Raw genomic sequence first — 26,553 nt, forward strand, 5'->3', positions numbered from 1 at the left:
GGTGCCGTCATCAGCCGCCAGGGCGTCGGGTCAGCGCACCATGGGCATCACATCGAGCTCGTTGGTGACTTCTTTGACGCCATTCACCTGCCGCGCGACGGTCTCGACCCGCAGTGACTCGGTATCGTTCTTGACCGGGCCGCGAAGCACGATGGCGCCATCGGAGACAATCACTTCCACACGGTGTCCGGCATCGGAGAGCGACGTATCGTTCGCCAGCGCCTTGCGCACCGCTGCCTGCAGCTGCGCGTCGGCGGAACTGTGCACCTGCGATGCCGCTTCCTTCGGCGTTGCTGCCTGAAAAGCCATTGCCGGGCCGGCAGCGAGCATCACCAACCACCCCATGACATGAGCTTTCATACGTTTGCCTCGTCGCGTATCGGGCCTGATCTGCGACTTTATTAATCGTCGAACGCCGTGAAACGCGCGTGCATTTTGCCTTTGGCCCGCGCGGGCCGACACGGCCACAGGCGCCCGCCTGGGCATAAAAAGAGACAGCCCCTACGTGAGGGGCTGTCAGACATCCTTGTTTCTTCTGTCCGTCCAGTGACAGGGCGCCATATTCACAGGATTTCGCTGACAGGCAAATCGGACGAATCTGAGATTGACATGTCGATCCGCGATGAACGGGTCCGCCGCGCGCCAGGGCTGCTTCTCGATCAGGCCTGCGATGCGTCCGCCCCCCCCTGATGACCGCCGATCCTGCTGTTGCCGGGCGACGCGTCGTGATGATCAGCCACTGACACCGTTGCTGAGAGTCCTCTGATTTACGCCCAGCTTTCGTCGAATCATGCGCTGCACAAACTACAGTGATCGCAAGATCATCACTGTGAAGTTGCGTCATGCCTCTCCGTATCATCGTTGCCGATGACCATCCGATCGTTCGGGTCAGCGTCATCGCGGAATCTCAAAAGATCGCCGGCGTGGACGTCGTCGCCGAAGCCCATTCGCCCCGGGAACTGCTTGCGACGCTGCAGCGCACGCCTTGCGACCTGGTCATCACCGACTTCAGCATGCCAGGCCCTGCGGGCGACGATGGCATGGAGCTGTTGGAGCAAATTCGCGGCCGCTGGCCGGACATCCAGGTGATCGTGCTCACCATGTTGTCGAACGCCGGGCTGCTCAATGCGATCCGCTCCAAAGGCGTTGCCGCCCTGCTTAGCAAATCGGACCGGCTCGATGACATCGCCAGCGCGATTCGCGCCATCAAGGCGGGCGAAACGTATATGAGCGCATCGGTGGTGCGCCTGCTAGGCCTTTCCGCCGGCAGCGTGCGCGAGGACGGCCTGCTCGCCCTGACCGAGAAGGAAATCGAAGTGCTGCGGCTGTTTGTGTCCGGATCCACGATCTCGGAGATCGCCGCCAAGCGCGAGCGCAGCGTCAAGACCATCAGCCATCAGAAGATGAGCGCGATGCACAAGCTCGGCATCCGCAACGACCCCGAGCTGTACAACTACGCGCACGAACACGGGCTCGGCTGAGCCGCGTGGTGACCCGCCGAGCACCAGGCCCGGCGGGTCTGCTTGCTTACTTGCCGAAGTCGTACCCCACTTCGAGATACACCGAGCGACCCAGCGCGTTGTACAGGGTCACGTCGTAGTACGGCCAGTTGCCGTTGGTGGTATCGGTGGGCGGACGCTTGTTGGCGATGTTGTTGACCACCRGCGAGATCGTCGTCTTCGGCATGATCTTGTAGTTCACGCTGCCGTTGAAGGTGATCCACGGGCCGATGTTTTTCTCGGTGCCGATGGAGTTCCAGGAAGTGCCATTGCGGATGCCGTACAGCGTGCTGCTCCACTTGCCGATATTCCAGGTGGCCGTGCCGCTGACCCTGCTCTTGAACTCGTTGGAGTTGGCGCAGCACAGGTAGTTGGTCACAGGATCGCCGGCCTTTTCCTGATAGGTGTGCTTGAGCTCGTCGTAGTAGTCCAGGCTAAACAGGAAGCTGCCGATCGATGACGTCTTGAAGTGATAGTTCAGGCTGGACTGGATGCCGGTCTGGTATTCCGTGGCCACGTTGATCGGATAGGTATCCACTTCCGATATGCCRCCCGGATTGACCGGATCGGTGGACGGCAGGCGCTTCACTTCGCCCAGCACTTCGCGACAGGTCGGCGAGTTGATGTCGAACGCTTGCTGGCCGTTCTCGGAGGTGCCGAGGCGGCAGTTGGCTTCCTGCTGCAGGATCTCGTCGCTGCTCAAGGTCACCACTTCGTTGGAGATGCGGATGGCGTTGTAGTCCACCGACCAGCTCAGGTTGTTGTCCGCCGTCGACCAGACGAAGCCGTAGGTGAAGGACTTGGCCGTGATGTCCTTGAGGTTGGTGTTACCCGAAGACACCGCCAGCATCGACGTGCCTGACTGCGCGCAGTCGCCGTAGTTCTGCGAGTTGTAACCCTCCTGGCGACACTTGTAGTAGTCGGTCGACTGCGAATAGCCGCTGCTATGGGAGGAGAACAGGTAGAACATGTCCGGCGCGCGGAACGCCGTGGCGTAGCTGCCGCGCAACAGCAGCGTGTCGATCGGACGGTATTCCAGGCCGAGCTTGTACGTGGCCTTGCCGTTGCCCGTGCCCGCGTAGCTGTACTTGTCATAGCGCGAGGACACGTTGGCGATCAACGTCTCAAACAGCGGAATGCGCATCTCGCCGCCGAAGGCGTACTGGCTGCGCTTGCCTGATGCGGTGGTGCTGCCGGTCACGCCCCGATAGTAGCCTTCGGCGGCTGCCGGGCTGGCCGAGCTGTTGTCGAAACGCTCGTTGCTGTTCTGCACGATGGCGGCGAAGCCCACGTCGCCCGCGGGCAGCGAAAACAGCGAGGTGGTGTTGGCGGTGAGGGTCTCGTTCTGCGTCCAGGCCATCGATTGGGAGATGTTGGGCGCGGTGAACTGATCGTACTGGGCACGCGTCAGCGGTTGATACAATCGATCTAAATTCGGCGCGAAAATAGCGTAGCCATTGGGGTCGGTGCCCAGCTGCGGCCCGAGGTAGTAATCGTCGATGCCATTGGCGGCAAGGAAGTCGGTCGACTTGCGCGTCACATTGGACTGCGAACGGTTGTAGTAGCCGTCGTAGTTCCAGCTCGAATTGCCGATGCTGCCGCGCACACCCAGGCTCACGTTGTAGGTGCGGGTGAACACGTGCTGGTCCTGCGCATCGGAGCCCACTTCCTCGGGCGCAAAGATGCGCTGCCATTCCTCGTACTGGCCGCTGGTCTTGTTGTAGAACGTGTTGTTCCAGAACGGACTGCCGCCGTTGTAGGTTGGGTTGCTGTAGCTGTACAGCATGTCCGCATACAGCTCGGTGCTGTCGTTGAGGTGATAGCGCGCGAACAATGAACCGTTGGCTTCGGTGCTCTTGTTGGCCAGCGTGGCATAGCTCACGTTGTTCGGACTGCCGCAGTAATAGCCGAGATTGGAGCCCGCGCGGTAGCTGTACGCGGTGGTGCCGTTGTACAGATAGCTCAGCGGCGCGCAGGTGGCCGAGCCCGGATCGATGTAGTGCGGATTGTCGCCTTCGGCCAGGCGCAGGAAGGTGCGCGAGGGCACGCCAGGTTTGCCGGTCGGGTCGTCGTTATAGGAATCGATATAGCTGCGCTGGTACGCCCAGATCGGGTTTTCCTGGGACAGCTGCAGGCCGCCGCTCAGCTCCAAATTGCCCCAGGTGTGGCCCGAGCTCACCTGCAGTCGCTTGCTGGCGCCACCGCCGTCGCTGTAGTCGCCGTAGCGGAAGCTCACGTGCGTGCCGTCGATGTGATCCTTCATCACGATGTTGACTACGCCGGCAATCGCCGCCGAGCCGTAGATCGAGGACTGGCCGCCGGTCAGCACGTCGATATGGTCGATCAGGCCTACCGGAATATTGGCGATGTCGGTGATGTTGTTGTTGCCGTTGTAGGCGAGCGGATAGCTCGCCATCGGCCGGCCGTTGAGCAGGGTGAGCGTGAAACTGGGATTGAGGCCGAACAGGCTGACGGTCTTGGCGCCGGGCGTATAACCACCGGTGAACTGCGGGTCCTGCACCGAACCGTTGGCAATCGGCAGCGAACGCAGCGCATCGAACGTATCGGTAAAGCCCTGCTGGTCGATGTCCTTGGCGGTGATGGTGGTGATGGGCGACGGCCCTTCGATCTGCGCGCGCGGAATCAGCGAGCCGGTCACCGTCACCGCTTCGAGCTTCTTGGTCTTCTTTTCATCGGTGGCCGTCGCGACGGGCGGCGTGCTGTTGTCCTGCGCCGAGCTCGACTGCGCGATGGGCGCTGGCGCTGCAACGTCGTTGTCCCCGGCCAGCGCCTGTCCAATCGACAAGGCCAGCAAACTGACTGCAAATGCACTTACTACGTGAGCTTTCATAAACAGCGGTTCTCCCCGGAATGTGCTCACCGCCCCTCTAAGACGGCTTGCTAAGACAAACCTCGCCACCGTCTCTGGCCGACGGCAAAACGAAGACACAAAACTCCCCCTATGCCGCAGAAGTCAGCCTTCTGCGGTCCAGGCCTTTCCTTGCTGGATCAACTCAGGGCGTAGGCGCTAACCCAAGCCACTCCACCTCTGACAATGCAACGCCTTGCGATGCATCGACATGTTCCGCACGCCACCGGTAGTGCGCGTAATTCCCCTGGTGCGCCACACCGAATGCGCGCGTCTGCCGACGCCATGGAAATGCTTCGCCGCGACGCTCATCCAGGCTGACCCAGTGAACGCCATCGGTTGAACCTTCGAACTTCCAACTCTTGGGATCGCGACCCGCCTTGGCCGACGAGGTGAGCGTATACATCGAAATCTCACGCGGCTGGTCGAGATCCAATTGCACGGTCGGCGAGGAACCCTTGAGCGACGCCTCGGTATCGGAGGTGTTGTCGCTCAATGCGCGGGCGGCGCCGTCATCGCCTGCGACCACGACGTGCGCACCCTTGCCGTCGGCAAGATCGACCAGCGGCGCCGGCGCCTTCGCGCCCGACGTCTGCGACGGCAGTCGTGCTTCGCCGTCCGCACTACCCCACTGGGACGGTGCGGCGCCCATGCGGAAATCGAGCACCGCGCCGTCGACCAGATCGGCATGCGCAAGCCAGCTACGGTCGTAGGCCTTGCCGTTGATCGTCATGCTCTGGATATAGCGATTGCGATCGCTCACGTCCGGCGCACGAATGTCGATGGTCTTGCCATTGTCCAGATGGATGATCATGCGCGGGAAATACGGCGCGCCGATCGCATAGGTGGGCGTGCCCATGCGCAGCGGATAGAAACCCGCCGCACTGAACACCCACCACGCGGACATCTCGCCGTTGTCTTCGTCGCCCGGATAGCCCTGGCCGATCTCGCTGCCGATATACAGCCGCGACAGCGCATCGCGCACTTTGTCCTGCGTCTTCCACGGCTGGCCGACCAGGTCGTACATGTAGAGGATGTGGTGCGAAGGCTGGTTGCTGTGGCCGTACTGGCCCATGCGCACGTCGCGCGCCTCGAGCATCTCGTGGATGATGCCGCCGTATTCGCCCACGTTGAAATCGGTGCCGGCGCCGAAGAACGCGTCGAGCTTCCTGGCCAGGCCATCGATGCCGCCGTAGAGATTGGCCAGGCCCTGCCCGTCCTGCACGCCTTCGAACGTCATGTTCCAGGCATTGGTTTCGGTGTAATCGCCACCCCAGGCCTTCGGATCGAAATGCTCAGCATCGACGCGCCAGGAACCGTCCGGCTTGCGGCCCACGAAAAAGCCGACCGCCGCGTCGAACAGGTTCACGAAGTTCAGCGAGCGGCTGTGGAAGTAGCGGGCATCGTCGGCATAGTGCGCGGCATAGGGATCGCTCGCCTCATGCCCGGCGGCCAGTGTCTGCGCCAGTTCGCCGATGCCGAAGTCGTTGAGATAACCGGCCATCGACCACGACAGCCCCTCGTCGGTGCTGTTGTCGATATAGCCCTTGAACACCGAGCGCTCGATACCCTTGCGGCCTGCGCCGGGAATCTCGCTTACCACGGTCGCGTCCTTGAGGGCAGCCTGATAGAACGAGCGCACATCGAAGTTATGGATGCCCTTGTTCCAGGCATCGGCAAACGCGACGTCGGCGCTCGTGCCCACCATCAGGTCGGCATAACCGGGCGATGACCAGCGCGCGATCCAGCCTCCATCGCGATACTGCTGCACGAAGCCGTCGATCATCTCGCCCGCCTGCGTGGGCGTCAGCAGCGCATAGGCCGGCCATGCGGTGCGATAGGTGTCCCACAGGCCGTTGTTGACGTACGGCTTGCCGGCAACGATGCGCGCGCCTGTCTGCGTCGGCGTGTTGGCGCCGGTGGCTGCAGAGAACGGGCTGGCGTAACGATAGTCCGGCTTTGCTGCCGTGCCGACGTTTTCGTACGCCTCATTCGGATACAGGAACAGGCGATACAGGTTGGAATACAGCGTCACCTTGTCGGACGCGCCGGCACCGGGAATCTCGATGTGGCCGAGCATCTCATTCCAGCGCGACGCCGCGCGTGCCTGCACGCTGTCGAAAGTGTCGTTGTCGGCAATCTCCTGGGCCAGATTGCGCTTGGCCTGCTCCAGGCTGATCAAGGAGGTGGCGATGCGCATCGTCACCGTTTTGTCCGCCGCCGTGTCGAAGCCGAACCACGCGCCCACGTGATCGCGACCCTGCGCGCTCAGCCGACCGCTCTCGGTCACCGGCCGATCGAAGCTGGCGTAGAAGAACAAGCGCGTGGCGCCCGTGGACAAATGGCTGGCCACGTCGGAATAACCGCTGATGCTGCCGTGCTGCGGATCGAGCTCGATGCCCGCCTTGTCATTGCGGTTGTCGAACACCAGCTGCGAGCGATCGCCCTTGAAGGTGAAGCGCATCATGGCGGCGTGACTGGTCGGTGTCATGGCGGCGCTGATGCCGTTGTCGAAGGTGACCTGATACAGATCGGCGCGTGCGGTTTCGTGATCGTGGGTGAAGCTCAGCGAGCGCGCATCGCGATCGAGCGGCGGCGCACCGCTGGCCACGGCGGCCGGCATGATCTGGAAGGTCTGGCGATCGCCCATCCACGGGCTGGGCTCGTGGCTCAGCGCGAACGCCTGGATGCGCGGATGGTTATCCGGGCCGTTGCGGTCCTGGTACTGATAGATCCAGTCCGAACCGGCCTGCGTCGCCGGGGTCCAGAAATTGAAACCATGCGGGAGGGCCACGGCCGGAAAATTATTGCCGCGCGAGAAATGCGCGTTGGCGTTGCTGCCGCGACGCGTGTCCACATAGGTGTTGGGCGATGCATCTGCGGCCGCAGGGACATCACTCAGCCGCAGGTCATCGATATAGCCGTGGAAAGCGTCCGTGTCCTTGGGCGCCGCTTCCACCAGTTCGATCGCGGCCACCGTCTTGCCGGCCGCCACCGCACCCACGTCGATATCGAGCGCATTCCACTGATTGTCGTGCAACATGCGCGCAGCGCCCTGCGCGGACGCGTTCGCCGGTACACGATGCTGATCTTGGGCATGCAGCGACGACAGCCGCGTGCCGTCGGTGAACACCAGGTCCACGGCGACGTACTGCGCCAGGCCGCGCGCCTCTCCGCTCGGATCGGCGGGAAGCACCACATAGGAAAGATGCGAGTTCGCCGTCAGCGGCTGCTTGGCGTGAAACAGCACCGTGCGCCGCTCATGCGCGTCGCTGACCGCGTCGGCGTCATAGCGAAGGCTGTGCGTGCCGGTAAAACCGACACCCGGCTTGGAGGTGAGGGATTCCTCCTTGCCGGGGCCGGACACCACACTCATGCGCCAGCCTTTGACGCTGGCTGAATCGGGTTGGGCGTCGCCGGTTTCGAACGAGGTGGCAAAGCCCTGGGTCGGCGCGGTCGCTGCATGCGCCGCCGACGCAAGACCCAGTGCAACAGCGAGACTCATCACCTGACGACGCATACCTTGCGCCGCCGTGATGCCATGCATAGCCGTCCGCTTATTCATCCACGCTCTCCGCAATCCAGTCCGCCCAACATGGGGTGATGCATGCTCGTGCCGCTTACGCTTTCGGCGGCGGGAACGACGGCGGCGCCTTGGCGATATCGCTGCCCCAAGCCTTATTGGCCTGCGCACCCAGGGTAAATTCAAGCTTCCCGCCATGCTCGGCGAAACTCGCCGGCAACCACGGACTGTCGTGCGGCTTGCCGTTCACGCTCAGGGACTGCACGAACGGTGTCTGCGCCGAAGCCGATGGCGCGGCAATCACCACATCACCCTGTGTGCGATGAATCACTGCATGGGTGAACAACGGGCTGCCGAGGATGAGTTCGCCACGACCCGGAATGGCCGGATACATGCCGAGCGCGGACCACACATACCAGGACGACATCTCGCCCAGGTCGTCGTTGCCGGGAATGCCTTCGGGCGTGTTCTTCCACAGCGTGTTCACCACGATGCGCACGGCCTCCTGCGTCTTGGACGGCTGTCCGACAAAGGCATACAACCAGGGCGTGCCCACCGAGGGCTCGTTGTCGAGCTCGGCATGCAAGGGACCGGCTTCGGTCAGCGCCCACTTGCCCTTGTCGTCGTGGAAGAAGCGATCCAGACGAGCCGATGCCTTCTCGATGCCGCCCATCTGATCGAACAGGCCACGCACGTCGAACGGCACCATCCACAGATAGACCGCCGCGCTGCCTTCGACAAAGCCATCGTCGGCCTCGGGCTTGAACGCGGGCCAGCTGCCGTCGGCATTGCGGTTTTGGATATAGCCGCCTTCCGGCGCCGCCTTCGGGTTGAACAGGTTGCGCCAGTAGCCGGCGCGGGTCAGGAACAGCGCTTCGTTCTTCTTGTCGCCGACGCGGGCAGCAAGCTGGGAGAGCGCAAAATCCGCCGTCACGTCTTCCAGCGTTTCCGCCGCGCCGCCCCAGGCGTGCGAGGTGGTGGCGATGTAATGCAACTTCAGCCACTGGTCGAGCGACGGACGCTGGCCCACGCACTCCACGTTGCAGCCGTCGTCGGAGAGATCGTTGGCAGTCGTCACAGTCGCCGCCGTCAGCAGCGAGGCATACGCGCCCTTCAGGTCGAACTCGTGGCCGCCGAAGGCATCGATGGCAGCCAACGCGGGCACGGCCGGGTCGCCGCTCATCACGTGGGTGCCGCCGTTGTTGTGCGTCCAGCGATCCCACTCACCGTGGTTCTGATTGGCCTGGTTGAACAGCGACTGCGCGATATCGCTGCCCACGTCCGGATACAGCCAGGTGACCAGCTGCAACTGCGAGCGGTATATATCCCAGCCGGAGAAGTTGGCGTACTGCACGCGCTGCTTGCCTTCGACGCGATGCACCTGCTGGTCGAAACCGCGGTATTCGCCGTTGACGTCGCTGAATACGTTGGGGTGCAGCAGGGAGTGATAGAGCGCGCTGTAGAACGTAGTGCGCTCATCGGCGCTGCCGCCCGTGATGGCGACCTTGCCGAGCGCATCGTTCCACGCCTGGCGAGCCTTGGCCTGCACCTGCGCCACCGTCTGCCCCGCGGGAATCTCCGCCGCGAGGTTGGCCTTGGCGTTGTCGAGGCTCACGTACGAGATGCCCACGCGAACGTTCACGGCGCCCTTGGCCGGATCAAAACCCAGCCACACGCCCGAGCCCTTGCCCGCGGTGGGGAAGCCCTTCGCGTCATAACCCGTGCCGCCTTGCGCCGCCGTCTTGCCGGGCTGCACCTCGCCGTCATGCCAGGCACCCGTGGAGGCGAACGGCTGATCGAACTGCGCCACGAAGTACAGCGTGTAGTAGCTGCGCTGATCGGCCTTGGCCAGGTAGCCGCAGAAATTGCCGCTGGTGACCGAACCGGTGACGGTGTGCGTGGCACGATCGATGCTGACGTTCGCGTCGCTGCTGCCCACTTCGGAATCGGAGGTGCGAATCAGCAGATTGGCCGGCTTGTTGGCAGGAAACGCAAAGCTGCCGATGCCGCTGCGCGTTGCTGCCGCCAGTTCCACCTGCACGTCATTGGCCAGGCGCACACGATACGCGCCGGCCGTGGCCTGCTCGTTGGCGTGCGTGTAGTCGCTGGCGTAGGTGGCATCGGTGAGATCAGCCGAAGGCGAGGCCTGCACGGCGGTGGTCACCGGCATAAAGGGCACATCGCCGCTCGCGCCAGCACAACCGGCGCCGGAGATATGCGTGAGGCTCAAACCGCGGATGCGCGGCGCGTCGTACAGATAGCCGCTGGGCGAGGCGGTACGGGTGTGCTTGCCGCGCGTGTTCTCCGGACTCCACTGCAACATGCCGAACGGAACCACCGCGCCCGGATAGGTGTTGCCGCCATGGCGGCTGCCAATCAGCGGATTGACCTCGTCCGCCGGCTGACTCGCGCCCTGCGCCAACAAGGGCGACGCGGCCGCCATCGACACGCCACACGCCAGCGCCGCGATCCACGCGCGACGAAGCCCCTGCCTACCCGACAAGCCCTGCCCCATGCCACCTCTCCCCGACGGACGTTTAGCCGTCTTCACATATTTAGATCGATCTAAATTGAGCATCTAAAAAAAGGCCACGAAGTGATGGACCCGGTTCCCGGATGACAGCGACTTGTGCCTGTCCCCAACTCTAACCTGCTTTGCAGCCGGGATGCTTGCTGCAGTGCAAAAGAGGCCCAGGGGTCGCACCCATCGCCTCAATTCGCATTGGCTTTATCCCTTCAGCCATCGCCGCGCCCGCTTGTCTGTGGGAGCGCACCCTGTGCGCGACAGCSACGCTGCGGTGTACCGCTTCGTAGGTTTGTCGCGCACAGGGTGCGCTCCCACAAAGAAGCGGACCGGCAAGATTGATCCGCCATCCACAGGCCTGCGTCCTCCCTTGTAGGAGCGCACTTGTGCGCGACCGCAGAGCTGGGGTGTACCGCTCCGTAGGTTTGTCGCGCACAGGGTGCGCTCCCACAAAGAAGCCGATCGGCAATGTTGATCCGCCATCCACAGACCTGCGCCCTCCCTTGTAGGAGCGCACTTGTGCGCGACCGCAGAGCTGGGGTGTACGTCTCCGCGCGCCATCGCGAAGAGGAATTAATGCAGAGCCTCACTGCGCCCGCTTGTCTGTGGGAGCGCACCCTGTGCGCGACAGCCACGCTGCGGTGTACCGCTCCGTAGGTTTGTCGCGAGCGTGCTCCCTTGTAGGAGCGCACCTTGTGCGCGACCGCAGCGCTGAGGTGTACCGCTCCGTTGGTGGGTCGCGCACAAGTGCGCTCCTACAAGGGAGCTGCTTGGCCCAACAACGTCGCGTTGTTCAGCTCTTGATCCGGCTCTTGATCCCCGGGGTCCCCGTATGACGCGGCGGGCGGGTGGAGGAAAGCCCGGAGGGTGGCCGCATGGATGCGGCCAGTTTTTCGACAGGACAGGGATGTCCTGTCGAAAAACCCCGTAACCCGCACGCGCACCTGGAGGACCGAAGGTCCGGAAGGCGCGTCATCCGGGGGGCCCTTCTCTTTGGTTACTTTCTCTTGGGCAAGCAAGAGAAAGTAACCCGGCCTCCGGCAGGAGGACGGAAGCCCGCGGCAGGCGAGCCAGGTCGCGACATGGCGATAACCGAAGACCGACGCTACTGGATCCCGGCCTGCGCCGGGATGACGGGCAAAAAAAACTGCCTTCGCCCAGATGCCCGCCGCTATGCGAACGCCTCAAAGCTCGCACACGCCACTCATGCGACCGACAAAGCACCATTACCCCAAGCGCATTGCCTCATAAAGCCTAGTTCCGTATCTTCGAACTATAGAACAGTCATTCCTCTCCCCCATTCCCAAACACAAAGAGGTCCCTCCCCATGGAATACCGTCACCTAGGCGCATCCGGCTTCAAAGTCCCCGTGCTCAGCTTCGGCACCGGCACCTTCGGCGGCAAAGGCGAATTCTTCGGCGCCTGGGGCAACACCGACGTGGCGGAAGCCAAGCGCCTGGTCGATGTCTGCCTCGATGCCGGCCTCACCATGTTCGACAGCGCCGATATCTATTCCGAAGGCGCTGCCGAATCGGTGCTCGGCGAAGCCATCAAAGGCCGCCGCGATCGCGTACTGATTTCGACCAAGGCAACGTTCCGCTCTGGCGAGGACCCCAACGATGTAGGCTCCTCGCGCTTCCATCTGCTCAAGGCCTGCGATGCCGCGCTCAAGCGCCTTGGCACCGACTACATCGACCTGTTCCAACTGCACGGCTTCGACGCAAAGACTCCCGTGGAAGAAACGCTGTCGACTCTGGACGATCTCGTGCGCGCCGGCAAGATCCGCTACATCGGCGTCTCCAATTTCTCCGGCTGGCACCTGATGAAATCGCTCGCCGTGGCCGACCGTTACGGCTATTCGCGCTACGTGGCGAACCAGGCGTACTACTCGCTGATCGGCCGCGATTACGAATGGGAACAGATGCCGCTGGGCATCGACCAGGGCGTGGGCGCGGTGGTGTGGAGCCCGCTGGGCTGGGGTCGCCTCACCGGCAAGATCCGCCGCGGCCAACCGTTGCCCACCACCAGCCGTCTGCACAAGACTGGCGACGTGGGCCCGCAGATGTCGGACGACTATCTCTATCGCGTGGTCGATGCGCTGGACGAAGTCGCCGCGGAAACCGGCAAGAGCGTGCCGCAGATCGCACTGAACTGGCTGCTGCAGCGTCCGACGGTATCGACCGTGGTGATCGGTGCGCGCAACGAGGAGCAGCTGAAGCAGAACCTCGGCGCGGTGGGCTGGAACCTCAGCAAGGAACAGGTGGCCAAGCTCGATGAAGCCAGCGCCGTGACGCCGGCCTATCCGTACTGGCACCAGGCTGGCTTCCAGGAACGCAATCCCTCGCCGGTGTAAGGCCAAACGCAAAGAGGCGCGCAGTGAGTTGCGCGCCTCTTTGCGTACAGCGATGCGAATGAATCAGCTTGCGTGCAGCGCCGCGTCCACCATCGCCTGCGCTTCTTCCAGCAATCGCTGCAGATGCGCCTCGTCCTTGAAGCTCTCCGCGTAGATCTTGTAGATGTCTTCCGTGCCCGACGGTCGCGCTGCAAACCAGCCATTGGCCGACGCCACCTTGATGCCGCCAATCGATGCGCCATTGCCAGGCGCACGATCCATTACGGCTTCGATCTTCTCGCCGGCCAGCTGCGTGCTCTTCACCTGATCGGGCGACAGCTTGGAAAGCCTCGCCTTCTGCTCCGTGTTAGCCGGCGCATCGACGCGCTCTGACACCGGAGTACCCAGGGCGCGGGTCATCTCGCGATACAACTCGCCCGGATCCTTGCCCGTGCGCGCGGCGATTTCCGCCGACATCAGCGCGGCGGCGATGCCGTCCTTGTCGGTGCTCCACACGCTGCCGTCGCGACGCAGGAACGACGCGCCCGCGCTTTCCTCGCCGCCAAAACCCAGCGAGCCATCGAACAATCCATCGACAAACCATTTGAAGCCGACCGGCACTTCGTAAAGGCGACGACCCAGCCGCTTCGCCACGCGATCGATCAAGCCCGTGCTCACCAGCGTCTTGCCGACGGCGGCATCGCCGCGCCAATGCGGGCGATGGCGGAACAGGTAGTCGATCAGCACCGACAGATAGTGATTGGGCAACAGCAGGCCGGTGCTGCGCGTCACGATGCCGTGGCGGTCGTGATCGGTATCGCAGGCAAAGGCGACGTCGTAGCTGTCCTTGAGGCCGATCAGGCGCTGCATGGCGTGCGAGGAGGAAGGATCCATGCGGATCTTGCCGTCCCAGTCCACGCTCATGAAGCGGAAGGTGTGATCAACCACATCGCTCACGACGGTGAGGTCAATGTTGTAACGCTCGGCAATCGGCGCCCAGTAGTGCACGCCCGAACCGCCCAGCGGATCGACGCCCAGGTGCACGCCGCTGCCGCGTATCGCATCGAAATCGATGACGTTGGCGAGGTCGGTGACATAGGCATCGAGGAAATCGTGCTGGTGCGTCGTCGACGCGCGCATGGCTTCGGCGAATGGCACGCGGCGCACATCGCGCAAGCCGCCTTCGATCAGCGCATTCGCGCGCTTCTGCACCCAGCCGGTGATGTCGGTATCGGCGGGACCGCCGTTGGGCGGGTTGTACTTGAAGCCGCCACCATCGGGCGGATTGTGCGAAGGCGTGACCACGATGCCGTCGGCAAAGCCGTGGCTGCGGCCGCGGTTGTAGGTGAGGATGGCGTGCGAAATCGCCGGCGTCGGCGTGTATTCGCCGCCCTTGGAGACCATGGTCTCCACGCCATTCGCAGCGAGCACTTCCAGCGCACTTTCCAGAGCCGGCTGCGACAAGGCGTGCGTATCGATGCCGATGAACAGCGGACCGTCGATGCCCTTGCCTGCACGGTATTCGCAGATGGCCTGGGTGATCGCCAGCACATGCCACTCGTTGAAGCTGCGCTCGAACGAACTGCCGCGATGACCCGAAGTGCCAAACGCCACGCGCTGACTGGGCACACCCACATCCGGGCGCAGATCAGCATAGGCATCACGCAAGCGGCCCACATCCACCAGTTGATTCTCAGGGACCAGCTTGCCGGCCAGCGGGCTGAGGCGGCTCATCGGCACGTCTCGGCAGTGACGGAACGGGCGAACGGGCACAGGCGGTAGGACATGGTCATGCGAGGGCGCATCCTGGTTCGACAGAAAGGAACCATTGACCCTCGCCGCAGCGTCGCGTGTCAAGAGCAAAACCGCCTGAAACGCCTATGCAGACGTGCACAACGGGTGAAACGACGCAGCATCGTCGGACACTGTTCAGCGCAGCTGGCTGTCCTTGCTGCCGCGACGGTTATAGCCGCTGAAGGCGGCCTCTTCCTGGTCGTGCGCCGTCTGGCAGTTCACGCACAGGCGTACGCCGGGCACGGCCTTGCGTCGCGCTTCGGGAATGGCTGCGTCGCATTCTTCGCAATGAGTGAGACCAGGACCGCTCTGCATGCGGCTGCGCGCACGCTTGACCGCGTCGTCCACGGTCGCGTCGATCTGGTCCTGTACGGCGCCGTCGCCGGCCCAACCTGTTGCCATCTCTCCTGCCTCCCGGGACCGTCGCACGCCATCGGCGCCGGCCCACTACAACGCTATGCAGCCCATCAAGATGGGGTTGCAGGCCACGTTCCCAAGCATACGCCGGGCCGGCGTTGTAAGGTCAGTCAGGTACCGTCGAGGAGCGCATATGCACGCTTACGATCTTGCTGGCTGGGGTTCCCTGCTGTCGGCTGAAGTGGGTGCAGCAGCGGCGCTGACCGGCCTGTTGTTTGTGGCGATCTCGATCAACCTGTCGAGCATCGTGGCCAATCCCATCTTGCCCAGCCGCGCCATCGACGCGCTGTGCAAGCTGGCCAACGTGCTGATGATTGCGTCGCTGGGCCTGGTGCCCGGCATCTCGGCGCGGCTGTTCGGCTGGGTGGCGCTGGCGATTGGCCTGGTGGCATGGTTCATCCCCACCTGGAACCAGTTCATGCAGCTGCGCCAGGCCACGGCCAACTGGAACTGGCGCGAACACAAGGACTGGATCCTCACACGCGCACTGATCACGCAGATCGCCACCTTGCCCTTCCTGGTGATGGCGATCTCCATTGAGCTCGGTACCGGCGGCCTTTACTGGCTGGTGCCGGGTGTCCTGTTTTCCTTCATCGGCGGCATGTTCGGCGCGTGGATCCTGCTGGTGGAGATCCTGCGCTGAGTCAGAAACGCTTGCGCAGAAAATAGCGCGCGCCGCCCACCGGATAATCGGGAATCTCGCCGAACACGCTGTAGCCGAGTTTTTCGTAGAAACCGCGGGCCTGGAACGCAAACGTATCCAGCCACGCGCCGACGCAGCCGCGCTCGCGCGCGATCTCTTCCGCACGACGCAGGATCGCCGTACCCACGTCCTGCCCGCGCATGGACTCAGGAATGCCCAGCAGGTCGATGTGCAGCCAGTCCAGCGCGGTCTCGCCCCACAGCCCACCAATGGTGTGGCCGTGCTCGTCACGCAGCGCGATCACCAGCGGCTGGATGTCGAGCGTCGGTACCTTGCTGAGGTTGTAAGCGCGCAGCGGCGCCGCAATGGCCTCGCGATCGGTGGCATCCGGGGCGTGGACAGCGTGAAGTTCGTAGTTCATCGGCGCGTGGCATCCGGTGTCGCCGATGCCTGCGGCGGCGCGCTCGCCTGGTTCATCTCGGCAACGTCGTTGACGCCGTCGAAGCCACCGCCCAGCGCCTCGATCAGTCGGATGGAGATATCCGCCTGCTGACTTTCCAGCAGCGCCAGGCGCTGTTGCGCGGTCAGCAATTGCTGGCGACTGGTGAGCGGCGTGAGCGGGCCGCGCAGCCCACCCTCGTAAGCCTTGATCGCATCATCCCAGCTCTTCTGCGCATCGTCCGCCGAGCGTCGCTCCAACACGATCTGCTGGCGCACCGAAGTGAGCGCGGAGACCTGATCGGACACCTCGTTCAAGGCACTCACCAGCAAGCTGTTGTAACGCGCCACCATCGCATCGTACTCGGCATCGGCGCCCGCCAGATGGGCGCGGCGACGGCCGCCATCGAACAGCGGCAGGCTTAGCGCGGGACCGAACACATACTGGCGTGCCTGCAGCGACAGCACGTTGGTGCTGCCGCCCACGGCAATCAGGCCGGCCATGGCGCTGACGCTGATGTTGGGCAGGAATTCCTTCTTGGCCGCCGTGACATCGCGGTTGGCCGCTTCGATTTCCCAGCGCGCCGCCACGAGATCGGCGCGACGTCCGAGCAGATCCACCGGCAATTTGTCGGGCAGGACGGCCGGGCCGCGATCGACCAGTTGCGGCCGCTCGATGCTCAGGCCGCGATCCGGCCCCTGCCCCAGCAACACCGAGAGCGAGCTGCGCGCTGCATCGATGGCGCGGTCGGCGGCCACCTTTTGTTGCTCGGCGCCGGCCGCTTCCGAATCGGCCAGATGCTCCTGCTGCGGCGTGCCAAGCCCACCGCGCACCAGCTTGCGCGTGATGTCGAGCGAGCGACCGGTGCGATCGCCTTCCGCATCGGCGACATCCTTCTGCGCAAACGCATAGCCGAGCTGCACATAGGCGCGCGCCACATTCACCGACAACTCGATGCGCGCCGCATGTGCTTCAATCTGCGCGGCACGACTGCGACCCAGCGAGGCTTCCCATGCCGCGCGCTTGCCGCCCCACAGGTCCAGATCCCACGAGAAATCGGCGGTGAGCGACTTGCTCCAGGCAAACGTGCCAATCGCATATTCGGGATAGATCGGGTTCTTCTTCGACAGGTACGCGCCGGTGATCGACGCGTCGAAATTCGACTGCGGCTTGCGCAGCGCATTGATGCTGTCCGCCACGGCCTGCGCCTGGCGTGCGCGCGCCTGCGCCTGCTCGAGGCTGGGGTTGTTCTGCAGCGCTTCCTCGATCAAGGCGGTGAGCTGCGGGTCGCCATAGGCCACCCACCAATCCTGTGCCGGCCATGCCGTGGGGCTCAGCTGCACATCGGCCAGGCTGCGCTCGGATTTCAGGCTGCCCGGTTCGGTCATGGTGCCCGTGGTGTGCAAGCCGCGACTGGTGGTGCAGCCGGCGATAACCAGGCTGAGTGCGATGGCGACAGGAAGGACGAGGGAACGCATGGCGGGATCATCCGAAAAGTGGAGCGCGGAGCTGCGCGTCGTCGCTGCCGACCCTTGGTGAAACCATGGCCGGCGCGTACGCAACATGCAGAAGCCTGCACGTGTGCGTCGATTATATCGCCCCGCCTCAGGCTCGCGCAGCGCTGCGAGGCAACGACAAACAGCCAGACAGGGGCGACTTTTGTCCAATTGTCAGATCGATGTCGCGCTCCACGGCGCTTGGCGTCGCGTGCATCGGCGCTTACGCTGCGTCTCTGTGCTCAACCTCAAGGATCAACGCCCATGTCCCATGTGTCCTCTGCAAGCATCGTTTCAACCGACAGCCACTACCTTCATCACATCGAAACCGCGCACTTCAAACTGGACACCGATGAGCCGGTCAAGCTCGGTGGACAAGGGGCAGCACCAGCGCCGTTCGATTACTACCTGGCTGCGCTCGCCGCCTGCACCGCGATCACCCTGCGCATGTATGCCGAACGCAAGGGCTGGGAGCTGGGCGAGTTCCGCGCCGAGCTGCAGCTCGATCGCGACGACGAGGGTCGCCTGCAGGTCATGCGTACGCTGCACGCTTCGGCCGCGCTGAGCGACGAGCAATGGGCCCGCTTGCTGGAAATTGTCGCCAATACCCCGGTGACCAAGGCGATGCGCGAGGGCGTGACCATCTCCAGTCGCCGTGGCGAGGCCGCTTAAGCCCCTGATTTAACGATCTGATCGCGAAATTGTGTGGACGCAATCGCAAGTATTTGCACTGCGTCACAATGCGACACCCTTCACCAGAACATCACCGGCTTTTATGAGAGAGTCCGCGCTGGTGTCACACGGCCGCGCCTGATTGCAGAGTGAAAACGTGGCGCAGCCCAACAGATGATTCAGGGCGGCAGGACAACCGATACCCGACCTGGATGATGGGGGTGCCGGTGCACGACGATATTGCACCGAGCACATAAACCCTGGCCCACGAGAGCCAGGGGAGTCACGGCAGCCAAGGGGAAGAACAGCATGGGGGAAGCTATCGCGCCACGCGCCTGGGGCCGTCATGTGGCTGTTTGCATGGCGTACGCCGTCAGCTATGCGTTGCTACGCGACGTATCCGTCTCTCACTGGAATCTGCCTGCGGGCCTGCGGGTGGCCAGCCTGCTGTTGTTTCCCTATCGCTATTGGCCTGCGCTGCTGATCGGCGAAATGATCCCGGTGGACTATCACGCCTTTCATTGCATCGACGACTTCGGTTGGCGCTGGTCGGCCCTGGCCGCGGTGCCGCCGATCCTGCCCTTGATGGGCGCCGTGGCCTGGGCGCGCCGCCATGCACGTTTGCTGCTGGGCGCACACCAGATCAGCATGCCCATGCTGCTGGGCGTGATACTCGCTGGCGCCGTATTGACGGCGATCAGCAATGCGCTGGTACTGATGGCGGCGGAAGTGCCAGCCGGCGTCCCGCTGCCGCCGTTGGACATCCAGATCATCTTTGGCTATTTCCTCGGCAATTACCTGGGTGCACTGGCCATCGCGCCCACGGTGATCGCGATCTATCTAGGGCAGACGCGCAGGCCAGCAAATCCGCGCGAAGCCGAACTGTGGCGCAGCCGCCTCGTCAAGGACACCTTGATTGGCGTGGTGACGCCGCTGCTCGTGCTGATGGGCCTGGTATTCAGCAGCCAGGGCGACAGCATGCAGGTGTTCCGCATCGCCATGTTCCTGCCGGTGGTCTGGCTCACCTCGCGCCACGGCTGGCAAGGCGCGGCGCTGGGCGGCACGCTGGCGAGCCTGGCGGTGACCATGACCTCCTCGATCGTGCGTGATCCGGGCGTCATCCAGGCCCAGGCGCTGATCGCGTTCGCCATCACCACCTTGCTTATGCTCGGCTCGCGCATCGCCCATCAGACGCATGCGGAGCACGCCACGCAGATGGATACCTTGCGCGGTTTTCAGCTCGCCCAGCAAGGTCTTTACCTGGAAGAGTTGCGGCTACGCCAGGCGGCCGACACGCTGGAACACATCGGCGTCACCATCCGCGACAACCACAACCGCCTGCTGGACCGTCTTCGACATGTGCTGCCCACCAGCGAAGAACGCAGCTATGCCAAGCAGGTAGCGCTGGCGCAACACGAAATGCATCGCCTCGCCAATGCGCTGTATCCACGCGGCTGGCGCGAGCGCGGCGTACCGGCCACGCTGCGCGAAGGGCCGTTTGCGCAGGCCATCCAGATGGCAGGCGCCACCTATCAATGCGAACTCTCCGGACGCGGCCTGAGCCAGCTCGCCCCCGATGTGCATATGGCGCTGTATCGGCTGGCCTGCGAAGTGCTGGTCCACGTGCTGTCACGCGGCCCCATGCAGGATGTGCAGCTGCAGCTGCGCGGCGGACACACGCGCGGCCGACGCTGGGTGGTGATGCGCCTGGTCGGCAGGCGCGGCATGGGCGACGCGACGCCCCATGCAGAGCTGGATGAGGAACCCTGGAAGCAGGCGATGACCCTGCTGGGCGCCAGCGGGCTGGGCATCTCCTCGATACGCGATCGCACGCATATCTATGGCGGCGATGTGCATCTGCGCGACATCGGATCGAGCGTCAGCGTGACGTTGCTGCTGCACGATTCGTTGCGCAGCAGCGCGATCCACCACCGGAGCGCTTCGCGTTAGAAGCGCTCCGGCAGGGTTTACTGCAACATCAATTGGCGCGCGAGCTGCATTCCACCGGATCGTGGCAATCACCGGACGAGGTGGTTGCGTTCTTGGTGGTAGCAGGAGCCTGCGGAGTCGCTACCGCATTGGTCGACGGCCCCTGGAAGCGCGAGCTGCATTCGACCGGATCGTGGCAGTCGCCAGCGGCGACATACGTCGCTGTCGAACCATCGGCTTGCGGCGCGACCAGCACTTTCACGGTGCTGTCCTGATAGACGATATCGCCCTTGGTATTGCCGGACGCCGGCAGCGGCTCATCAGGCGTGGCCACGCGCGCAGCATCGGAACCCACCGGCAAGGTGAGGAAGCTGCCCGAGGCCGTGGCGAACGCGGCGCGCACCTTGCCGCCCAGATCGTTGATCTGCACATAGCGCACACCGTTGCGCTGGAACACATAGACATGCCAATGCGGACTGGCGCTGACGTCGGTGGCGTTCGGCCAAGACTGGCCCAATCCACTGGACGGCAGGCTGTTGGCGGCCATCGCGCCCATCGATGTCAACGACATCGCCAAAGCGCCCAAGGCCAACCAACGAAACCGACGGCTCGATGCATGATGCATATGTTTTTCCTCCATGTTGATCCCCTATTCCGAGATGCCGCTGGCATCACTCAAGACCGATCATCACTGGCGCAGGCCGTTGCGGCGTATCGCCAGCCGGGAGACTCTGCACCAGAGCCCATATGGGCGGTAAGTGCCGGCAGAGCGTCACGCGCCACGCTTTGACGCGCTCGGTTGCCATGCATTCATCGGTTTCACGGATTCGTCACAATGTCCCGCTAGCTTCGGGCAGACATCCTGGCTCATCAGCCGACGACCGCGTCGACGGCGCTGCGAGTGCACGTKACCGCCGATTCCACCACCGGGCTGGCGCAGTTGTTCGAAGAACAACACGACACGCTCAACCGTTATTTCCTCAAGCGCACCGCGCACGCATGGGATGCGCAGGATCTGGTGCAGGAGCTTTACCTGCGCCTGCTGCGCACCGACCGCAGCGGCGCCGAACTGATCGAGAAGCCCGAGGCCTATCTGTTCACCGTCGCGGCGAACCTGGTCAAGGAACACGCCGCGCGCAAGCAGCGCAGCCCCAAAACCGGCGATGAAGTGAACGACGTACTCGAGCGACTGTTCACGCCGTGCAACGCCGCCGCCGACGTCGATCGCGATCTGCGTCGCCAGCGCCTGGCCGCGGTGATCATGCGACTCACGCCCAAGTGTCGCGCCGCCCTGGTGATGCATTACCGCGATGAGCTGGGCTATCGCGACATTGGTGAACGACTGAACATTTCCACCCACATGGTGAAGAAGTACATCGTCAAGGCGCTGGCCGTATGCCGCGTCGGGATGGCGCGCTATGACTGAATTCGCCCGCCACCGCGAAGCCGCCGAGCGCCAGCGCCGCGCGACCGAAGAAGCCGCCAGCTGGTACCTGGATCAGCAGGAAGGTTTCGACGAAGCGCAGCAGCAGGCCTTCATGGCGTGGCTGCGCGAGTCGCCGCTGCACGTCACCGAATATCTTGCGATGGCGCATCTGCACGGCGATCTTGGCGCCGCCAGCGCGCTCGATCCCTTGAACCAGGCGGAACTGTGCGAGCTGGCCGCGGATGACACCTCGGTGGTGTCTCTGCCCGTGCCGCGTCCATCCAAAGCGTTGCCCAACGTACGGCCGCGTCCGCGCTGGACCGCGTGGCTCGCTCAAGCAGCAGCCCTGGTCATGTTGGTGGCCACCGGCGGCGCGGCCTGGCTGCAGTCCGCGCCGCAAGCCTGGGATAGCTACGCCTCGTCCAATGACGCGGTGCGCAGCGCCACGCTGGCCGATGGCACCGACATGCAGCTCGATCGCGACAGCGTGGTGATCGTGAGCATGGATGCCGGCTCGCGCCGCATCAACGTGCTGCGCGGCGGCGCCTTGTTCGACGTGGCGCACGATCCAGCCCGCCCGTTGCGTGTGCGCCTGGGCGCGAACGAGCTGCAGGACATGGCAGCGCGATGAAAAGTCGTGGGCGCCGGAAGGTTTTGCAGTTGCCCGGTCGCCCCTGGCGGAACTCACCGCCGGCCAGGAAGCGACCATGCACATGGATGGATCGCTCGACGTGGTCGATCACCACGCCGATCTCGCGCGCAGCACGCGCTGGCTGCCTGCGGACATCCATTTCGAAAGCGCCAGCGTCGCCGAGGTGGCCCGTCGCTTCAACGCCTATAACAGCCGCCCGCTCGTGATCGAGGATGCGCGCATCGGCGCCACGCTGATTTCAGGGCGATTCCACGCGCGCGACATGGATGCCTTCGTGGCGTATCTGCAGACCTTGCCCAACGTGCAAGTGATCCGCAGCGTGGACGATGTGCGCGTTGTGCGATCGGTCGCCAGCTTGTCGCACGTGCGTGCTGTAAGAAAAAATTCATGAAGAAAGCGGTACCCAATGGCTCCGCTCGACACTCGTAGTGAGTCATGCCGCGGCGAGGAGTGACCTCCTCCCGCTCACATGTCACTCCATCGAAGGTCAGACGCACCATGCGGAAACTGCTTGCTCTCCAGATCGCGCTGCTGCTTGGCAGCACCTTGCCCGCCCATGCCTTCGCCCAGGCGCCAACCTCATCGGCAGCACCGGCCATTGCGCCGATGCCGCTCAACCAGGCGCTCGACCAGTTCTCGCGCAGCACCGGCCTGCAAGTGGTGTACGACCCCGCCGTTGCCGACAGCCTGCGCAGCAGCGGTGCTGCCGCCGGCGTTGACGCGAAACAGCAACTGACGCAACTGCTCAAGGGCACGGGCCTGAGCTATCGCTACGTGACGCCGACCTCGGTGACCATCGTGCGGGACCCCAATGCGGGAAAGGCTCTGGCCGCGGACGCTGAGGCGTCGCGCGGCCTGCCGCCGATCAACACCAACGACGGCACGCGCGACCTGGCGCCGATCAGCGTCCGCGCCAACGCCGTGGATACGCTCGCACCCAGCGCCGCGCCGCTCGATGCCACCCAGCCGACCTCGGTGATCGATGAGCGCTTCATCCGCGACGGTCTGCGCTTCAATGCCAACTTCGACGACATCATCAAGTACGCGCCCAGCGTCACCGTGACGTCGCCGGAAGGCCCGGGCCTGGGCAAGAACGAAGGCATCAGCATCCGCGGTTTCCAGGATGGCCAGTTCAACATCACCTTCGATGGCATTCCGTTCGGCGACGCCAGCGACCTGCATCACACCACGTCGGCCTATTTCAATAACCACGTGCTCGGCCAGGCGGAAATCGATCGCGGCCCGGGTGGTGGCTCCACCATCGGCAACGCCACCTTCGGCGGCACCGTGGGCCTGCGTTCGCGCGATCCCAGCGATGTATCGGGCATCACGCCGTATCTCACGATCGGCAGCTGGAATACGCGCGCCGGCGGCGTGAGCGCGGATGAACAACTGGGCGACCACACCAGGCTGTTCGCCGATGTGTCGAAGGAATCGAGCGACACCTACCTCAAGGGTACCGACGACAAGCGCGAGCACATCTTCCTCAAGACCATCACCGAACTCGGCGCGAACACGCTGCTGACGTTTGTCACGAGCTACAACCGCGAGCACCAGAACACCGTGCAGGGCGCGACCAAGCAGGAGATCGACGAGTTCGGCTGGCGCTATGGCCTGACCAACGATCCGACCCTGCAGTCCTACCAGGGCTATAACAACGCGGCCTATTACTCGAGCTTCACCTATCTGGGCGTCACCAGCCGACTGGGCGACTGGGACGTGGACAACAAGGTCTACCTCAATACCTTCGATCACTGGGCGCGCAAGACCAGCGACGCCAGCGACAATAATCCCGCCGACAATGGCGTGACGTTTTACGACGCCAACGGCAAGAAGCTGAAAAAGGTCAACGCCGACGTGCCTGGCAAGCTGTCCGACTCAGGCTTTCATGCGTTCGGCGATGTGCTGCGCCTCGCTCGCGACCTTGGCCCCGGCTCTCTGCAGACGGGCGTGTGGCTGGAGCGCAGCCTGGACGCGCGCTACCAGTATCCGATCGACGAAACGACCGGCCAGCTGACCGGCACCAAGTACGGTCCGACCTACAACTATCTGCTGGACGACCGCACCGATACCGTACAGCCCTATCTGCAATACGACTGGAACATCACTGATCGCTTCACATTGAGCCCCGGCGTGCGCTATTCGGAAGTGACGCGTCAGCTCGATGCGCCGCTGAACAAGGTGTCCCCGCCGGTGCCGTCGTATGCCCAGGCCACCTATCACTCCACCCTGCCCTCGCTGAGCGCGCACGAGAAGATCAGCGACGAATGGAGCGCGTATGCGCAGGTGGCGAAAGGCTTTCTCGCGCCGCCCATCGATGTGATCGAAGTGAACGGCTCGCGCAGCCTCAAGCCCGAGCAGACCACCAACTATCAGCTCGGCACTGCCTACGCCACGCGTGAATTCACCTTCGGCGCCGACGTCTACTACATCGACTTCTCCAACTTCCTCGCCACCACCGAGGTCGCCACCTCGAACGGCAACGAGAGCACCTACATCAATGCCGGCGGCGCCATCTACAAAGGTGCGGAAGCCGAAGCGACTTACGCGCTCACGCAGACGCTGAGCCTGTACAGCAATGCCAGCTACAACAAGGCGACCTATAAGAATTCCGACGTGCAGGTAGCCGCCACGCCCAAGGTCACCGCCGCACTCGGCCTGCTCTACAGCAGCCCACTCGGTTACTTCGGCTCGCTGATGGGCAAATTCGCCGGCGAGCAGTACGGTGTCGACAACGTGACCGACAGCAACGGCAATACGATGTTCAAGAACGACCAGCGCATCGGCGGCTATTTCACCACCGACGCCGCCATCGGCTATCGCGCCGCCTCCGGCCCGTGGGGCGCCAAGGGTTATTCGGTGAGCGTGGACATCAATAATCTGTTCAACGTGCACAAGATCACCGGCTATGCGGGTACGCAGGCGGTCAGTGGCAATCCGCTGTTCTTCGGCCTGCCCGGCCGCGGTGTATTCCTCGACCTGTCGGTGAAGCTGTGATGGGCGCGACGCGTAAGCTGCTGTTGCGTGCCTGCCTGCTGGGCGCGGCGCTGGCAAGTTTGCCGGCGCTCGCGCAAAGCGAGGAAGTGGCCGCCCGCATCATCGTGCTGCGCCACGGTGTGCGTTCGCCCACCAGCTCGCCGGATGAACTGGCGCCCTATGCCAGTCGCCCGTGGAGGGCGTGGCCGGTGGCTCCCGGCGTGCTCACCGAGCACGGCGCGCAAGGCATCCGCGCGCTCGGCCAGCGCATGGCGCGCATGCTGACGGCCGATGGACTGGGCCACGGCAGCTGCGATGATCCGTGGCTGGTGATCGCCGACAGCACGCCGCGCAACCGCGCCAGTGGCGCCGCGCTGGTGCAGGGGCTGCAGCCCGTATGCCACGCGGGCTATCTCGCGCTGGCGCCGGAGCAGAACAACGCGCTGTTCCACTTCGTCGACAAGTCCGGCACGAAGGACGATGACGCGCCGGTTGCACCGTCGCAGTGGCCTGCGTCCGCACTGGTTGAACTGCAGTCCGTGTTGTTGGGCTGCCGCGGCGATGCCTGTCTGCAGGACGCGGGTAAGCAAGGCCGCAAACTCTTGCTCGATCCCGCGCATGACGACGACGCGGCCCGCGCCAAGTCGCTCAAGACCGCGGGCAGCCTCAGCGAAAACCTGATGCTTGAATACGCCCAGGGCTTCGCGCCGGCACAGGTGGCGTGGGGCAAGGGCGATGCCGCCACGATTGGCCACATCATCACGCTGCATAACCTGCAGTTTGCGTTGGCCAAGAAAAGCATGCCCGCCGCAGCGAAGGCCGGTTCCAACCTGCTGGCCCATGTCCTCGCCACCTTGCAACAGGCGGCAGGCGTCAGCACCGCCGTGGCACCACTTGCACCGGTCAAAACGCGGACCATCCTGCTGGTCGGACACGACACCAACCTCGCCAATCTGGCCGGCGTACTCGGTGTCGACTGGCACGACGAACGCCAGCCCGACGATTACCCGCCCGGCGGCGCCCTGGTGTTTGACCTGCTGAAGCAGAAGGATGGCTACGCGCTGCGCGTCTCCAGCTGGATGCCCACGCTGGCGGCACTGCGCCAGGCGGACTTCCGCAGCGAGAACACCCTGGTCCGCCACGCCTTGCCCCTGACCCCCTGCCACGGGCTGGACAGCTGCCCGCTGGCCACCGTCAGCGCATGGCTGAACGGTCGACTGGACCCGGCATCGATCGATCCGGCGATACCTGCCATGCCGGTCAACCAACCCTGAACGGAAGGCCGCTGCCCGACGGCAGCGGCCTAAACCTTCGTGCCCTCGCCGGCATCGGATCGTCCGTATGCGCGCCGCACCGGTCGCG

The 26,553-nt window shown here is 64.0% G+C and carries 19 protein-coding genes; 10 read left to right on the top strand and 9 right to left on the bottom strand.

Translation table 11 applies throughout. From position 1 onward, the window contains the following. Positions 1-30: 30 nt before the first annotated feature. Entirely contained in the window at positions 31-360 is a 330-nt protein-coding gene (locus tag AC1DKY_RS10845; protein ID WP_441603333.1) for a BON domain-containing protein, read from the bottom strand. A 482-nt stretch (positions 361-842) separates the two neighbouring features. Between AC1DKY_RS10845 and AC1DKY_RS10850 the strand changes: the two genes are divergently transcribed. Next, positions 843-1,481 (top strand): response regulator, encoded by a 639-nt coding sequence (locus AC1DKY_RS10850; RefSeq protein WP_441603332.1) that lies wholly within the window; start codon positions 843-845, stop codon positions 1,479-1,481. A gap of 46 nt (positions 1,482-1,527) precedes the next feature. On the opposite strand, the gene AC1DKY_RS10855 is transcribed toward AC1DKY_RS10850, so the two are convergent. The 3 genes from AC1DKY_RS10855 to AC1DKY_RS10865 all read right to left on the bottom strand — a co-directional run bounded on the left by AC1DKY_RS10855 (position 1,528) and on the right by AC1DKY_RS10865 (position 10,406). Further along, a complete protein-coding gene (locus tag AC1DKY_RS10855) occupies positions 1,528-4,350 on the bottom strand; it encodes a TonB-dependent receptor plug domain-containing protein (protein WP_477179923.1) in 2,823 nt (940 codons plus the stop codon). A 163-nt stretch (positions 4,351-4,513) separates the two neighbouring features. After that, on the bottom strand, positions 4,514-7,888 hold the full coding sequence (locus AC1DKY_RS10860; RefSeq protein WP_441603366.1) for a GH92 family glycosyl hydrolase: 3,375 nt from the start codon (positions 7,886-7,888) through the stop codon (positions 4,514-4,516). Between the two features lie 100 nt (positions 7,889-7,988). Then, a complete protein-coding gene (locus AC1DKY_RS10865; protein ID WP_441603330.1) occupies positions 7,989-10,406 on the bottom strand; it encodes a GH92 family glycosyl hydrolase in 2,418 nt (805 codons plus the stop codon). Positions 10,407-11,742: 1,336 nt separating this feature from the next. Here AC1DKY_RS10865 and AC1DKY_RS10870 point away from each other — a divergent pair. Beyond that, positions 11,743-12,768 carry an aldo/keto reductase gene (locus AC1DKY_RS10870; RefSeq protein ID WP_441603329.1) on the top strand — a complete coding sequence of 342 codons (1,026 nt, stop codon included), beginning with the start codon at positions 11,743-11,745 and terminating at the stop codon, positions 12,766-12,768. Between the two features lie 63 nt (positions 12,769-12,831). Here the strand turns inward: AC1DKY_RS10870 and pgm are convergent, their stop codons facing one another. Further along, complete coding sequence (gene pgm, locus AC1DKY_RS10875) at positions 12,832-14,481, bottom strand: phosphoglucomutase (alpha-D-glucose-1,6-bisphosphate-dependent) (RefSeq protein WP_441603328.1); 1,650 nt, start codon at positions 14,479-14,481, stop codon at positions 12,832-12,834. 195 nt (positions 14,482-14,676) lie between these two features. Continuing rightward, the gene (locus AC1DKY_RS10880; RefSeq protein ID WP_441603327.1) at positions 14,677-14,943 is read right to left on the bottom strand and encodes a DksA/TraR family C4-type zinc finger protein; all 267 of its coding nucleotides are present in this window, start codon (positions 14,941-14,943) and stop codon (positions 14,677-14,679) included. A 148-nt stretch (positions 14,944-15,091) separates the two neighbouring features. Between AC1DKY_RS10880 and AC1DKY_RS10885 the strand changes: the two genes are divergently transcribed. Further along, the gene (locus AC1DKY_RS10885; RefSeq protein ID WP_441603326.1) at positions 15,092-15,601 is read left to right on the top strand and encodes a hypothetical protein; all 510 of its coding nucleotides are present in this window, start codon (positions 15,092-15,094) and stop codon (positions 15,599-15,601) included. A 1-nt stretch (position 15,602) separates the two neighbouring features. Here the strand turns inward: AC1DKY_RS10885 and AC1DKY_RS10890 are convergent, their stop codons facing one another. Then, positions 15,603-16,022, bottom strand: coding sequence for a GNAT family N-acetyltransferase (locus tag AC1DKY_RS10890; RefSeq protein ID WP_441603325.1), 420 nt, complete (start codon positions 16,020-16,022; stop codon positions 15,603-15,605). Further along, positions 16,019-17,518, bottom strand: a complete 1,500-nt coding sequence (locus AC1DKY_RS10895) for an efflux transporter outer membrane subunit (RefSeq protein ID WP_441603324.1) — start codon at positions 17,516-17,518, stop codon at positions 16,019-16,021. Before AC1DKY_RS10895 ends, AC1DKY_RS10890 begins: the two co-directional genes overlap by 4 nt. 291 nt (positions 17,519-17,809) lie before the next feature. Here AC1DKY_RS10895 and AC1DKY_RS10900 point away from each other — a divergent pair, with 291 nt between their 5' ends. Both AC1DKY_RS10900 and AC1DKY_RS10905 read left to right on the top strand, forming a co-directional pair. Further along, a complete protein-coding gene (locus AC1DKY_RS10900) occupies positions 17,810-18,208 on the top strand; it encodes an OsmC family protein (RefSeq protein WP_441603365.1) in 399 nt (132 codons plus the stop codon). Positions 18,209-18,517: 309 nt separating this feature from the next. Further along, the gene (locus tag AC1DKY_RS10905; RefSeq protein WP_441603323.1) at positions 18,518-20,158 is read left to right on the top strand and encodes an MASE1 domain-containing protein; all 1,641 of its coding nucleotides are present in this window, start codon (positions 18,518-18,520) and stop codon (positions 20,156-20,158) included. A 28-nt stretch (positions 20,159-20,186) separates the two neighbouring features. Here the strand turns inward: AC1DKY_RS10905 and AC1DKY_RS10910 are convergent, their stop codons facing one another. Then, positions 20,187-20,708 carry a hypothetical protein gene (locus tag AC1DKY_RS10910; RefSeq protein WP_441603322.1) on the bottom strand — a complete coding sequence of 174 codons (522 nt, stop codon included), beginning with the start codon at positions 20,706-20,708 and terminating at the stop codon, positions 20,187-20,189. Between the two features lie 330 nt (positions 20,709-21,038). On the opposite strand from AC1DKY_RS10910, the gene AC1DKY_RS10915 reads away from it, so the two are divergent. The 5 genes from AC1DKY_RS10915 to AC1DKY_RS10935 all read left to right on the top strand — a co-directional run bounded on the left by AC1DKY_RS10915 (position 21,039) and on the right by AC1DKY_RS10935 (position 26,465). Then, on the top strand, positions 21,039-21,563 hold the full coding sequence (locus tag AC1DKY_RS10915; protein WP_477179924.1) for an RNA polymerase sigma factor: 525 nt from the start codon (positions 21,039-21,041) through the stop codon (positions 21,561-21,563). Then, complete coding sequence (locus AC1DKY_RS10920) at positions 21,556-22,194, top strand: FecR family protein (protein WP_477179925.1); 639 nt, start codon at positions 21,556-21,558, stop codon at positions 22,192-22,194. Before AC1DKY_RS10915 ends, AC1DKY_RS10920 begins: the two co-directional genes overlap by 8 nt. A gap of 76 nt (positions 22,195-22,270) precedes the next feature. Beyond that, the gene (locus AC1DKY_RS10925) at positions 22,271-22,606 is read left to right on the top strand and encodes a hypothetical protein (protein WP_477179926.1); all 336 of its coding nucleotides are present in this window, start codon (positions 22,271-22,273) and stop codon (positions 22,604-22,606) included. 107 nt (positions 22,607-22,713) lie between these two features. Further along, positions 22,714-25,212 (top strand): TonB-dependent receptor, encoded by a 2,499-nt coding sequence (locus AC1DKY_RS10930; protein WP_441603320.1) that lies wholly within the window; start codon positions 22,714-22,716, stop codon positions 25,210-25,212. Next, positions 25,212-26,465, top strand: coding sequence for a histidine-type phosphatase (locus AC1DKY_RS10935; protein WP_441603319.1), 1,254 nt, complete (start codon positions 25,212-25,214; stop codon positions 26,463-26,465). Before AC1DKY_RS10930 ends, AC1DKY_RS10935 begins: the two co-directional genes overlap by 1 nt. The last annotated feature ends 88 nt before the right edge of the window (positions 26,466-26,553 follow it).

The organism is Dyella sp. 01N448 (genome assembly GCF_056399225.1).